Here is a 12,871-nt window from a genome sequence, read left to right as displayed (position 1 = left end):
GCCATGGAAAGAGCTGAAATCTAAGGTGAGTTTCAGCTCCTAATCTCGGTTTAGCTTTGCTTCTTAAAGGCCTGCAATGTTTGCAGTAATGCGCCTAACTGACGCACATAGGTTTCGAGTTCTTTAGGATCGAGCGTTTGATGCTCTTCCATGCGAGTTAAGTCATCGACCAACTCTTGCACATAGGGCAGAAAGCGATTACTCGAAGCGATAAAACCTTGTTCTGCCGTGAATATGCTGGTGAAGTTTCCATGGCCAGCTTTCTTTAGCTCATCTAACTTAGCGTCGGCGTCTATGGCTTGGCGATAGGCGATTTGAAGATTTTCTTTCAGTTGCTCTATAACCTTGGTATGTGGCATAACAGCGTCTCATTGCAAAATTTGCAGGAATTATAAGGGGCAAAGGATATGGCAACAAGCCAATGGCGACTAATTGCATCAATCTGTTTTATGGCGTTAGCGGGTTTGAGCGCAAAAGTGGTGGGCGCAGAAACCGATAAACCACCATTTTATCAAGTGCAATGGCAAGGCAAGAGCGCGTATTTGCTGGGTTCGATTCATATTGGACGTGCCGACTTTTATCCTTTACCCACCCAAATTGAAACCGCGTTGGGTAAAGCTAAGGGCTTAGTTGTAGAAGTCGATATCAATAAAGTCGATAGCACAGCCTTACTGCAACAATACGGCCGCGCCGATAAAACTAAGGGTTTAGATTGGCAGAGCCGAGATAAGCAAACGGTCGAGAGCATGACGCCCTATTGCGCGGCCACGGCAAATGTTTGTCAGTCGATACAATCTTTCGCACCTTGGCTGCAGGCTACTCAAGTTAACTTATTGCGTTATAACGACTTAGGTTACAGCACGGATTATGGCGTTGATATGCAGTTGATGGCTCGATATGCGACTTTGCCTGTGTATCCGTTGGAAACCGCAGAGTCACAATTTCAATTGTTAGCGTCTTTTAATAGTCAAGAGCAGTGGTCTATGGTGCGTGAGGCGATTAGCGCATCGGATGCGGAGCTTTTATCGTTAATAACGGCTTGGCGTTCAGGTAATGAAACTGAGCTTGATGCCATAATGCAGGAGCAAATGGGCGGCGAGGGCGACACTAAAATGCTAGAGAAAATCCTCTGGCAGCGAAACCATGTGATGGCCGATGGCATTATAAAATTAATGGGCTCGACTGACGTGACTTCACCTTTGTTTGTGGTGGTTGGCGCTGGCCATGTGGTGGGGGATAAAAGCGTGGTGCAATTGTTAGAACAAGCAGGCGCCAAAGTGAGCGCCTGCTGGAAACAGACTTGTCAGTAATCGTTTAGGCAGCGCGTTTGTAACGACGCGCGTTCACACTGCAAAGCTTTGCCCTAAAAAGTGCACATATCGGCCGAGGGAAATATAGGGTTCGCGTTGCGAGTACTCCAGCTCCATTTGTAGCAGCTTGTGATAGTCGAAATCCGCAGGCTGACTCTTTTTCAAATAGTCGTGGATTACACGCACGCCAGACTGGCTGATGAGCGACATTCGCCACTCGCTAAACCAATCTTTAACTTCTTGAATATAAAGCGGATGAGTGGGAGTTAGTCGCACTTTCTTCTTCACTTTTAAATCAGCGGCGACGTAATCGAAATTGCCCGACACTAAAGCATGAAAGCGCATGGCTTCTTTGTTGTAAAACATCAAAGAGAATAATCCGCCGGGTTTTAGCATAGTAAGTAAACCCGCTACAGTGGGCTTAGCATCCGTTAACCATTCAACGACCGCATGACACAGTATAATATCGAAATAGCCATGGTTATCGACCGATAATGCTTGGATAGGCGCATGGATAAGCTGGATAGCTAATGGTTCAGGTGAGGCATCAATTTGTTCTTTGGCTTGAGCCAGCATCTCAGCAGAGATGTCGCAGAGTACAACTTCGTGGCCGAGGCGCGCTAATCTTTGGCTAAAGTAACCAAAACCACCGCCCGCATCTAATACTCTGAGTTTTTTATCCCCCAGTTTTGCCAGCGCGGGGACGAGGTCGCGCCATAGCACAGCGGCACGAATTTCGCCCTTGGGCGTACCATAGATGTTTTTCGCAAATTTTTGCGCGAGCTTATCAAAATTCTTATCTTGCACGTGATAACTAGGTTAAAGAGAGTGGAACGATAGTGTGGCACAGTCGTAAATTTTTCGCACTCTGGAGATGTTATTGCCGAGTTGAGATGGATAAATTTGCATCGTTAATTTTTAATCTATTGATTTTATTAGTAGTAATTATTCCTACTAAACTTAGGGATACACAGAACTCTGTGCTCTGGGTTATAATCACGCCGTTTTCGCCAAACCTGACTCTATATACCCAAGCGACCTGAAGATACGAGTTTCAGAGCGCCTAGGATGCTTCAATTCAAGGCGCATCAATGACAGAATGTCGGCCACCTTTTGAATTGATGCAACACGGAAGTGAAGTGCCCTAGGCGCTCCGTCCCGGCGGGTTTTAACGCACTTTATGCTGTGTTGGTTATTTTGAACTTAGCCCGCTAGGTCCGCAAATAACCGCAATCGCCATGGATGGCGTGAATGCCATTTATGCAGGAGCAATAAAGGGCCTTGCCTAAAGTGCGTTAAATTCCCGCTGAATCCTGCATTTTCAGGTTGTTTGGGTATAGTTGTCCATTCGGAGAGTCAGCATCAGCCCTTATTAAGACGCAGCACTGCCTGTTTTACACTCGTTATCAGCTTGATTGATCAGACGTTACTCGTCTGTGCGGGGTAATTTATGGCAATGTATTTTTGTGCCAAGGGATAGTTAATTAAAAGGTACTCAGACTTGAATAATGCATATTGTGTTGAATTGAACGCGATGCCGTCGCTGTTTTCTCTTTATCGCAAGATCTTCTTTGGCCGTAAGCCTGGTTGGGATCAACAGCCGTTGCCCCAAATCAAGGTGACCGCGCCGCATGTGACTGTGTCTGAAGCTAAAGTAAGCCAATATGCGCAGGTGTGTGGTTTTCAATTTGACGGTAAAGTTCTACCGCCAACCTATCTCTACGTGATGGCATTTCGCCTGCATGCGGTGATCTTTACCCACGATGGGATCACTTTCCCACTGCTTGGGATGATCCACCTAAAGAATCGGATTCAAGTGTATCGGCCTGTGACGGTGGACGAGACTTTCTCCCTCGAGTGCGCCTTGACCACGAGCCGCGAGACGGATTCTGGCTTAGAGTTTGAATTTGTGTCTAAGGCGTTTGTCGGTGAAGAACTCGTCTGGGAATCGCTATCCACCTATTTATATCGTATCGATGTTGCTGGGCGTCGCGTTCGCCCACCTAAAGCCATTGATATGGCATGGGAAACACCACAAAGCTGGAGTTTGAGTGAAGATTTAGGTCGTCGTTATGCTAAGGCATCTGGCGACTATAACTTGATCCATCTGCATCCTGTGCTTTCAAAGCGTTTTGGCTTTGATCGAGTGCTCGCCCATGGCATGTGGTCTAAGGCCCGTTGTCTAGCAGAGTTGATGCCAAGTATTGGCGATCGTCCATTCACTGTGGATGTGACCTTTAAACTGCCACTTTTGATGCCTGCCGATGTTGGATTTGGCTATGAGCAGAATGCTAATAATATGGTATTTGAATTACGTGACAGCAAAGGCCGTCGCCCCCATTTAAGTGGCGATGTGCAGTTTTAAGCCGCACTCAATAATACATACAACAACGGCGCCTTCTGGCGCCGTTGTTGTTTATGGTTATTGCTTTTGAGAAACAAAAATCAAGGTACGCTGTGACCCATAGATGCCTGCCAGATACTGAACCATTGCTGGCGACCGAGCTGGATCTCATTGGCGGCGACGGCGCTCCTGAGCCGCTCGAACGCAGGGTAGATTATTTGATGCAGATTAAGGAATCGCTCATTAACCCTTTCGACGGCTATATATCTTAAAGCCAATCACCTAATATCCGCCCTATTCAATGAGTGTTGTGCTTAGCAACCCCTCATACTAAACCAAAGCGTATTTGAAAGGGAGAAATCGACGCATGCTGACAGATATGGATATTTCGAATCGCGCTAGCCTAAAAGACATTAATGAACTGGGCGCCGACTTAGGTCTATTACCCGAAGAGATGATGCAATTTGGTCACACTAAAGCCAAGGTCGAGCTCAGTGTGTTGCAGCGTTTGGCTGGGCAGCGCAAAGGCAAATTGATTATCGTCACCGCAGTCACGCCTACGCCTCACGGTGAAGGTAAAACAGTGACTAGCATTGGCTTAACGCAATCGTTAAATGCCATAGGCAAAAAGGCCTGTGCCTGTATTCGCCAGCCCAGCATGGGACCTGTATTTGGGGTGAAAGGTGGCGCTGCGGGTGGCGGTTATGCGCAAGTGGTACCCATGCAGGAGATGAATTTGAATCTCACGGGTGATATTCATGCCGTGAGCAGTGCCCACAATTTAGGGGCTGCGGCGATTGCGGCGCGGCTATTTCATGAAGCGCGCTTAGGTAAGGCGGAATTTGAGGCGCAATCTGGGCAAGCGTTTTTGGATATCGATCCCAGAGAGATCCGTTGGCACCGAGTGGTCGATCACAACGATCGCTGTCTTAGGCAAATCCAGGTGGGCTTAGGCGATAATAATGGCCCAGAGTACGCATCCAGTTTTGATATCACCGCCGCCTCTGAGTTAATGGCGATTTTAGCCTTAAGTCATAATTTGGCGGATATGCGGGCGCGAATAGGTCGTCTAGTGCTGGCATTAAATACTCAAGGGCAAGTGATCACAGCCGAAGACTTAGGTGTCGCTGGTGCGATGACGGCCATCATGGCGGATGCGATAAAGCCGACGTTAATGCAGACTTTAAATGGTTCACCTTGCCTGATCCATGCGGGACCCTTTGCCAATATTGCCCACGGTAATTCATCCATTATTGCTGATGATATTGCCCTCAGACTGGCGGATTTTGTGGTGACTGAAGCTGGTTTTGGCTCAGATATGGGCTTTGAAAAGTTCTGTAATATCAAGGTGCGTCAATCGGGTCAGGTGCCCGCTGCCGCTGTGCTGGTCACTACTTTAAAAGCGCTGAAGGCCAATAGTGGTTTGGTGTCTGAGTCAGATATCAATCTACCAGATCATGCTCGACTCGAAGCAGGCTTTGCAAATTTAAACTGGCATATCAACAATGTGGCTCGCTATGGTATTCCTGTGGTGGTTGCCATTAACCGTTTCGCCACTGACACTGATGCCGAGTTGCAATGGCTAACTGAAGCCGTCAACGCGAGCAGCGCCTTTGGCTGTGAGGTCAGCGATGCTTTTAGCCAAGGGGAGGCGGGCGCTGTCGCCTTAGCGCAGACTGTGATTCGCGCCGCTGAAACCGAGAGTCAGTTCAAGCTGTTATATTCAGATGAAGCCTCATTGGAGGCTAAGTTATCCACCTTAGCCGAGGTGGGGTATGGCGCAGCGGGCGTTAGCCTTTCTATCGAGGCCAAACAACAGGCGCAGCAGCTGACCGTATTAGGTTATGGACATTTGCCCCTGTGTATGGCCAAAACGCCGTTATCTATTAGTCACGATCCTAGCTTAAAGGGCGTTCCTCAGGACTTTGAGATCCCAGTGCGGGGTTTAGTCTTGCATGCTGGTGCGGGGTTTATCACCGCCTTGGTGGGGAATGTGATGACTATGCCAGGACTTGGGCTGAAACCGGGTTACTTAAAAATTGATATTGATGCGCAAGGTGAGATAGTCGGCTTAGGCTAACACTTGATACAGAGATTGATAGGCCAGAGATAAAAATAAGGGCGAGCTCATTGCAACGCCCTTCTTCTCTCGTTTAACGCTGGTTTAAAGCGGTGATTTCGTGGTTTGATAGATATGCACATCACGCTGTGGGAAGGGAATACTGATCCCTTCGGCGTCAAAGCGCATTTTCACTTCGCGGGTAATGTCCCAATACACTTCCCAGTAATCTTCCGGTTTTGCCCAAGGGCGAACGATAAAGTCGACCGAAGATTCGCTTAATAGATGTAGTTTAATCGTCGGTTCTGGCAATGGTTGTACCTTAGGATGCGCTTCGACGATGGACTTGAGAATCGCTTCAGCTTGTTCGATGCTGTCGCTATAACTGATCCCAAAGGTCATATCGACTCGACGTTGATGCTCAGCTGTGATGTTGTTAATTGTGTCACCCCAAATCTTATTATTAGGAATAATAAGACGTTGGTTATCCATGGTTTTAATCGTGGTGGAGACAAGGCTCATGTGACTGACGCGTCCGGTGACGCCAGCGGCGTTGATCAAATCGCCCACATCATAGGGACGGTAAATTAAGATCATCATGCCTGAGGCGAAATTCGACAGGGTATCTTGCAGGGCAAAACCAATAATAACACCCGCGATACCAAAGCCTGCGAGCAAGGGACCAAGTTCGATCCCAAGCTGTGAAAGGGCGATTAATAGCCCGATAGTAAAGACGGCTTTACCTGATAGCGAGGTGAAGAAGTCTTGTAATAACTTACTTAAATTCAACTTAGAATTGCTAACGGTATTTTTCACTATCTGTTTGGCTAACTTGCCGGCGAGACCCGCAATAAACAAGATCAAACAGAAAACAAATAACTTAAACACGACGGTTGGGCCGTGATTAATCGCTTGTTCTTGTGCCGTATTTAGCCACTGCTCAACGAGACTTGATGCCACATCAAAGTTCAACACATCTTGAGTTATATCACCTGAAACACTAAAGAGTGTCTTTTTCAGCGCGGCGGTATCATGGCCTAAAGCGTCGAGTAGGCTGATGTCGATATTTAAGCTCTGACTATTTTGTGCTAAGCGTTCCTTTAACATCATTACGTGGCTGGTTTGCGCCGAAGTGACATCTTTACCTGCATTAGTTGCGGTATCGATTGCTGCTTGTAGTTGCTGCTGGGTATAAGTCACTAAACTTTCTAGCGTATCGGCACGTGCTACTAAAATTTGCATCAGTGATTTTTGTGCTTCGCTAATATCTTGGCCAACTTGTTCGAGCCAAGTGAGCGTCTCGAGTTGTTGCTTGTAATAGGTGTCTTTTTCTAATTCGCGCTTTGATATTTCCAGCAGAGTCGCATCATCTGTGCTCGAACCTAATTGCTGTTCTAATTTACTAATGTTGTCATCGATATAAGCATCAATTTGTTGGATGTAGTTAAGTTGTCCTTGGATTAATGGTTGCAGAAAAGCTTTGTCGATTGGCGTTGCTTCGAGCAGATCTTTAATCTTATTACGTAACTGTAAGGTTTTGTTTTGAATTCGATATTCAACAATTGTCTTCAATTCGCCTTTGGCATTTTTTAGTTTACGTATATCCGTATCGATAGCCTGTTGCAGCATTGCCAGTTCTGCCTTGAGCGTTACAGGAGTGCTTAATGGGCTTTCGGTTGCAGCGACAGGTTCAGTTTGCGCTTGGGATGAAAGGCTGAGTAGTGGTATTAGCAGGGCAAACACGAGAGCGAGGTAGCGGTGCATAGGAGTGATCTTAAGTAGAAATATGTCTGAGTATGATAGATGTTGCCGGATTTACTGTAAAATATCTGCGAGTGAAATAGCCCTTGGAATTAAACTTTTTTGGGAAGGGTTGATTTGAGCTTAACCTTGAGTGCGGTGCTTTATCTGCTTTTTCCGACATTTTGGCTATTTACAGGCCGAACTCTAGTCGGTATCTGGTAAACTTGCGCATCGTTATTTAGGAATCGTGTTTTCATGTTGTGTTCCCATTGTAATCAGTACATCAAGGTCAGTGACATTAGCCAGCAAAGAGGCAAAGGTTTCGACGCTCAAGTGCGTTGTCCCCATTGTGCGGCTTGGTTAGGCCGCAGTCCAACATTGGCTAAACTCAAGTTATTAGGATTTTATTTGAGTGTGTTTACGGCGGGATACAGTTACTTTGATGCCTCTGTGCGGTATTTTGCGATCCCTGTAATGATTTTTTCGTTGATGTTGTTGTTTGTGAGCCATTTTATGGATCAAGTCATCACCATTGAAGCGCCCGAGCAAGTCGATGATAGCGATCAAAGGCAGAAGTATCGTTAGGCTAATAAGTGGATTCGTTATGGATAGGAAAATCGGCGGTATAATTTTCTAGAGACGAACATCATTTGAGCGCCTTTAGCAGGCGCTCAAAATGCAACTAAGAGGGTTTAAAGGGCGAACTGCAGCCGCGTCTTTATTTACTGCACGACTTGTTCTTGGCTCGTTAAGGAGTGCTCAACGTAATAAATACCACCAAATATCACCGCGCTGAAGATGACTATCCCTAAGATAAGCCCTAAGTTTTCACGAAAAAATGCTAGCATAATAGTTGCCTTTAGGTGGATAAAACGGAGCCATATCGAGCTTGACTTCGTCATTGTGCTCGCAGACATAAAAACTAAATACACTATAGTTACACTCACTTAAGCTAATCTTAAATGCGTTTTTTTACCTGAGTTCTCGCAAGATCCTACCGCTATTGATACAAGGAGTTATTGGTAAGACTGGGTACCTCAAATATCTTGTAACCTTTTGCAAAGCGATTACCTTATTGCAACTTGCTATGGCACTGACATAGACTTATGCAACTTTTTAACTATGGGGACGACTGAGTGAGACTTAAAAGTCACATTAGACGCACAATTTCGATATGGCTTGCTGCCGTACTGATATTGCTGTCTCTTGCAGCCTCAGCCCATAGTGTGACCCATCTTGATGATGGCGCTAAGACTCACTGTACCCTGTGCTTCCATCAGCACCAACTCAACAAGATTTTATTGACCCATCCGCTGACGCTGAATTTAGCTATACAGCATTTCGATGTGGTCGAATTTATTTTACCTTCCTCTATTTTTGAACACGTCAGTGTTTATCGCAGTCGTGCGCCTCCCTTCGCTCTCTAAATCAACTTAAAATTTTAACTTATTGTATTTCTTGATGACTTTATATCAGTCGTCGAGTGCTAGTTGTATTTTGGAGATATCATGACTGTTTTAAATACCCGAATTTCTTTGGTGGCTTTGGCGTGTGCGCTCGTTTCGCCTAGCTTATTTGCAGAAGACTCGAGCTTGACCAACCCTAATATCAGTGGTGTGCTAAATGGATATTATCAGACGGGAGAGCGCCCATTAGCCGAGAGTCCAGATGGCTTTGGTTTAGGTGAAACTGAACTGGCGATGAGTGCCAATATCGATGATATGTTTTACGGTAAAATCACCGCAGTAGTTGAAATGCATGACGGTGAGACTGAACTGAATCTGGAAGAAGCCTTTATTCAAACCATGGCGATGCCAGCGGGGTTTTCTATCCGTGGTGGCCGTTTCTTATCGGACATTGGTTACCTCAATAACCAACATTTACATACTGATTCCTTCACCGACCGTCCTGTGGTTTACCGTGCATTCTTAGGGGGACATTATTTTGATGACGGTATACGTTTTAACTACGTAGCGCCGACGGACTTGTATTGGACCATGGGTGTTGAAGCCTTTAAGGGCGATAGTTTACGTGCTGCCGATGAGCATGGTGAGCGTGAGTTTAAGAAGGTCGGCGTTTATACCTTGTACTCAAAAATTGGTGGCGACATAGGCGATAACAGCTCATGGCAAGCGGGGTTGAGTTACTTGCGCAACGAAAATGGCCAAGTGACAGCCCATGAAGAAGGGGAACATGAAGATGAGCATGCCCATGGTGATGAGCACGAAGGTCATAGCCATGCCGCATCTTACACAGGTAAAAATACCTATGGTGCTGATTTTGTTTATAAGTGGGCGCCTAACGGTAATTACAAATATCAAAATCTCACTGTGAGCGGTGAGTACTATCGCGTGAGCGATTTTACACCTATCGATTTACATCCAGAGGATGCACCGAGCCAAGATTACCACCAAGGTTGGTATCTGAGCAGTGTGTACCAATTCACGCCGAGCTGGTCAGCGGGGGTGCGTTATGGTGAAGCTGATACCCAAGAGCTCCATGGCGATCATTTTCATGGGCAAAAGTTGAAGGAATCTGAGGTGAGTTTGGCTTGGCATTCTAGCCACTTCTCGACGGTTCGTTTCCAGTATACCAATCAAAAGGGTACTAACTTCGACGGAATAGAAGACGATAACATCTTCACTATTCAATATATTATGTCTCTGGGGGCTCACGGTGCGCATCAATTCTAATTTAGCTAAATTGGCCGCTGTGGCCTTATCTGTCACTTATACTGGTTTGGCCCATGCCGAGCTGAATGTGTTTGCCTGTGAACCTGAATACGCGGCATTGACCAAGGAGCTTGCTCCAACGGCTAGCATCTATTCGGCAACGACGGCATTACAAGACCCTCACCAAGTGCAGGCGCGTCCGAGTTTGATCGCTAAAATGCGTCAGGCGGATCTTGTGGTGTGCGCAGGTGCCGATCTTGAAGTGGGTTGGTTGCCTATGCTGCAGATGAAGTCGGCAAACGCAAAAGTGCGCTCGACCGAGCAAGGCTTATTTTTCGCTGCCGATCAAATCGAGACCTTAGATAAACTGGCCAGTGTCGATCGCAGCATGGGGGATGTGCATGCTCAAGGCAATCCACATATTCATTTTGACCCGACGCGACTGTTAAAAGTCGCCACGGCATTGAGTGCTAAGCTGACTCAGTTAGATCCTGCTGGTGCGGCAGATTATCAACAGTCACTGGCAGATTTTACCACTCGCTGGCAAGCCGCAGTCCCGCGTTGGGAAGCGCAAGCTAAGGGATTACAAGGTAAAAAAGTGATCGCTTACCACTCAAGCTTTAGATACCTATTCAACTGGATTGGTATCGAGCAAGTGGCAGATTTAGAACCAAAACCGGGTTTAGCTCCGACTAGCGGCCACTTAGCGAGTCTGCTGACGCGCGCCGAGCAGGGGGATATTCTGGCCGTGGTTGTAGCATCTTATCAGGATGAGCGCGGTGCAAAATGGCTGGGTGAAAAAGCGAACTTGCCCGTGGTAATGCTGCCGATGTCTGTGGGGGGGAATGATAAGAGCCAAGATTTATTTAGCCTGTATGACAGCGTGATTTCCCTCTTAAATGGAGTGAAATAAGCCTATGTTTGATCTTGAGCTGATGTCGATTCTGTTGCCTGCATTGGCTGCGGGGATCTTAGTGTTGTCGACGCATATTGTACTTGGGAGACAAGTACTTAAGCGTGGCATCATCTTTATCGATTTAGCGATAGCGCAAGTTGCCGCCTTAGGTGCCATCGTCGCTCACATGGACCACAGATTAGAAGACATGCCGTTTGCTAATGTGTGGATGCCCGCTGTATTCGCCCTTGCGGGTGCAGGTTTTATCGCTTGGTTAGCTAAGCGTATGGCGGGTGAGTTGGAGGCTATGATTGGCTGCTTTTACGTCTTGTCTGCGGTGGCCGCAATGCTGTTGCTGGCAAACGACCCACATGGCGCCGAGTTGTTAAAGCAATTGATGTCAGGTCAGATCCTGTGGGTGAGTTGGTCACAACTGATTTTGCCGGCCGTAGTGTATTCACTGGTGTTATTAGCGATATTCCTGCGCCCCCAGATGTTGGACGGGGCAGGATTTTATCTGCTATTTGCGCTAGTGATTACCTTATCGGTTGAATTAGTAGGCGTTTATCTGGTGTTCAGTACCTTGATATTGCCAGCTTTAGCGTTGAACAAGTACCGTGGTAAAGGTCGGCTATTTTACGCTTACCTCGTCGGTTTACTGGGCTATGTTTTGGGCTTAGTTCTGTCGGCGACCTTAGATCTCCCTAGTGGTGCGGCAATTGTCGCGACTTTGGCCGTGAGTGCCTTAGTTATCCGCTTTGTGTTAAGTAAAGTCTCACCTCAGGCAACTGAGCCTGAAATCTTACCCAAGCACCACGCTTAGTTCGATATTAATCTTAAAGCCCATCGATACACTGGAGGTTCAGTATATCGATGGGCTTTTTTTGCTTGCTTGTTAGCAAGTCAGCTTACAGATGTAAACAATATATTGAGTCCCAAAGCCATGGTGGCTATACTGTCGCCACTTTTACAGTCGGAGTAAATCGTGCTTTTAATCGTCAGATCAATGTTGTTGGCGGTATCTTTGTTGCTTGCCTTTATTTTTGGTGGCTTAGTGTGTCTATTAAGGCCTCGCCATCGCGACAATGTACATATGTTCGCCAAGATCTTCTCATCGGTTGCGCCAATCCTTGGGATTAAAGTGATTGTTCGCCGGCACGAAGATGTGCAGGATGGCCCGTATATTTTCTTAGCAAATCATCAGAATAACTTTGATCTCTTTACTCACACGACAGCAGTTCCTAAAGGTACAGTGAGTTTAGGCAAGAAGAGTTTGGCGTGGATGCCGCTATTCGGTCAAATCTATTGGTTGTCAGGTAATATTCTTATCGACCGTAAAAACCGTCACAGTGCCTTTGATACTATGGCTAAAACGGTTGAAAAAATTAAGCAGAAGAATCTATCCGTATGGATTTTTCCTGAAGGTACACGTTCGCGTGGGCGTGGTCTGTTACCTTTTAAAGCGGGAGCTTTCCATACTGCAATCGCGGCGGGAGTGCCAGTGGTGCCAGTGGTTGCTTCGTGTCAGAGCCATATTCAGTTAAATCGCTGGAATAACGGTGTCGTCATCATCGATATGATGGCACCTGTGCCGACCGCAGGTTTAGATAAAGCCGATGTGAAAAACTTCTCTGCGCAAATCCATGCCAGCATGTCGGCGAGATTTGCTGAGATAAATCAAGAAGCGGCAGCACTTATGGGTAAAACTCTCGCGAGTGATGACGTATAATATACCCAAGCTACCTGAAGATACGAGTTTCAGAGCGCCTAGGGTGCTTCAATTCAAGGCGCATCAATGAAAGAATGTCGGTCACCTTTTGAATTGATGCAACACGGAAATGGAGTGCC

Annotated in this window: 13 protein-coding genes and 1 pseudogene; 9 read left to right on the top strand and 5 right to left on the bottom strand. The window is 46.6% G+C overall.

The features are described from left to right. Window positions 1–50 precede the first annotated feature (50 nt). Entirely contained in the window at window positions 51–359 is a 309-nt protein-coding gene (locus L5L97_RS14830; protein ID WP_105250305.1) for a prephenate dehydrogenase, read from the bottom strand. Between the two features lie 48 nt (window positions 360–407). Between L5L97_RS14830 and L5L97_RS14825 the strand changes: the two genes are divergently transcribed. Next, on the top strand, window positions 408–1,310 hold the full coding sequence (locus L5L97_RS14825) for a TraB/GumN family protein (protein WP_131523946.1): 903 nt from the start codon (window positions 408–410) through the stop codon (window positions 1,308–1,310). Between the two features lie 33 nt (window positions 1,311–1,343). On the opposite strand, the gene L5L97_RS14820 is transcribed toward L5L97_RS14825, so the two are convergent. After that, complete coding sequence (locus tag L5L97_RS14820; RefSeq protein ID WP_219234758.1) at window positions 1,344–2,117, bottom strand: methyltransferase domain-containing protein; 774 nt, start codon at window positions 2,115–2,117, stop codon at window positions 1,344–1,346. 727 nt (window positions 2,118–2,844) lie between these two features. On the opposite strand from L5L97_RS14820, the gene L5L97_RS14815 reads away from it, so the two are divergent. Beyond that, window positions 2,845–3,675: a MaoC/PaaZ C-terminal domain-containing protein gene (locus L5L97_RS14815; protein WP_081729006.1), complete on the top strand. Its 831-nt coding sequence runs from the start codon at window positions 2,845–2,847 to the stop codon at window positions 3,673–3,675. 80 nt (window positions 3,676–3,755) lie between these two features. On the opposite strand, the pseudogene L5L97_RS22975 reads toward L5L97_RS14815, so the two are convergent. Continuing rightward, a pseudogene (locus L5L97_RS22975) lies at window positions 3,756–3,854 on the bottom strand (oxidoreductase); the annotation flags it as partial. 167 nt (window positions 3,855–4,021) lie between these two features. Between L5L97_RS22975 and L5L97_RS14805 the strand changes: the two are divergent. Further along, on the top strand, window positions 4,022–5,734 hold the full coding sequence (locus tag L5L97_RS14805; protein WP_263182566.1) for a formate--tetrahydrofolate ligase: 1,713 nt from the start codon (window positions 4,022–4,024) through the stop codon (window positions 5,732–5,734). 84 nt (window positions 5,735–5,818) lie between these two features. Here the strand turns inward: L5L97_RS14805 and L5L97_RS14800 are convergent, their stop codons facing one another. Next, window positions 5,819–7,477: a mechanosensitive ion channel family protein gene (locus L5L97_RS14800; RefSeq protein WP_212599630.1), complete on the bottom strand. Its 1,659-nt coding sequence runs from the start codon at window positions 7,475–7,477 to the stop codon at window positions 5,819–5,821. 234 nt (window positions 7,478–7,711) lie between these two features. On the opposite strand from L5L97_RS14800, the gene L5L97_RS14795 reads away from it, so the two are divergent. Further along, window positions 7,712–8,041, top strand: a complete 330-nt coding sequence (locus tag L5L97_RS14795; protein WP_113939169.1) for a hypothetical protein — start codon at window positions 7,712–7,714, stop codon at window positions 8,039–8,041. A 137-nt stretch (window positions 8,042–8,178) separates the two neighbouring features. Here L5L97_RS14795 and L5L97_RS14790 read toward each other — a convergent pair whose 3' ends face one another. Continuing rightward, complete coding sequence (locus L5L97_RS14790; RefSeq protein ID WP_105250299.1) at window positions 8,179–8,304, bottom strand: hypothetical protein; 126 nt, start codon at window positions 8,302–8,304, stop codon at window positions 8,179–8,181. A 288-nt stretch (window positions 8,305–8,592) separates the two neighbouring features. On the opposite strand from L5L97_RS14790, the gene L5L97_RS14785 reads away from it, so the two are divergent. The 5 genes from L5L97_RS14785 (at window position 8,593) to L5L97_RS14765 (ending at window position 12,752) form a co-directional block, all read left to right on the top strand. After that, on the top strand, window positions 8,593–8,883 hold the full coding sequence (locus tag L5L97_RS14785) for an ABC-type zinc uptake system zinc chaperone (RefSeq protein WP_168827349.1): 291 nt from the start codon (window positions 8,593–8,595) through the stop codon (window positions 8,881–8,883). Between the two features lie 81 nt (window positions 8,884–8,964). Further along, window positions 8,965–10,149, top strand: coding sequence for a hypothetical protein (locus L5L97_RS14780; RefSeq protein ID WP_105250297.1), 1,185 nt, complete (start codon window positions 8,965–8,967; stop codon window positions 10,147–10,149). Next, entirely contained in the window at window positions 10,133–11,041 is a 909-nt protein-coding gene (locus L5L97_RS14775; RefSeq protein ID WP_173913152.1) for a metal ABC transporter solute-binding protein, Zn/Mn family, read from the top strand. The genes L5L97_RS14780 and L5L97_RS14775 overlap by 17 nt, the downstream gene beginning before the upstream one ends. Window positions 11,042–11,045: 4 nt before the next feature. Continuing rightward, the gene (locus L5L97_RS14770) at window positions 11,046–11,846 is read left to right on the top strand and encodes a metal ABC transporter permease (protein WP_219253202.1); all 801 of its coding nucleotides are present in this window, start codon (window positions 11,046–11,048) and stop codon (window positions 11,844–11,846) included. 162 nt (window positions 11,847–12,008) lie between these two features. Continuing rightward, window positions 12,009–12,752, top strand: coding sequence for a 1-acylglycerol-3-phosphate O-acyltransferase (locus L5L97_RS14765; protein ID WP_113939165.1), 744 nt, complete (start codon window positions 12,009–12,011; stop codon window positions 12,750–12,752). Window positions 12,753–12,871: the final 119 nt, after the last annotated feature.

Origin of the sequence: Shewanella sp. SM71 (genome assembly GCF_025653905.1) — a bacterium.
Taxonomy (GTDB): domain Bacteria; phylum Pseudomonadota; class Gammaproteobacteria; order Enterobacterales; family Shewanellaceae; genus Shewanella; species Shewanella oncorhynchi.
Note: the sequence above shows the minus strand (reverse complement) of the source record. Positions and strands in the feature narration are given on the sequence as shown.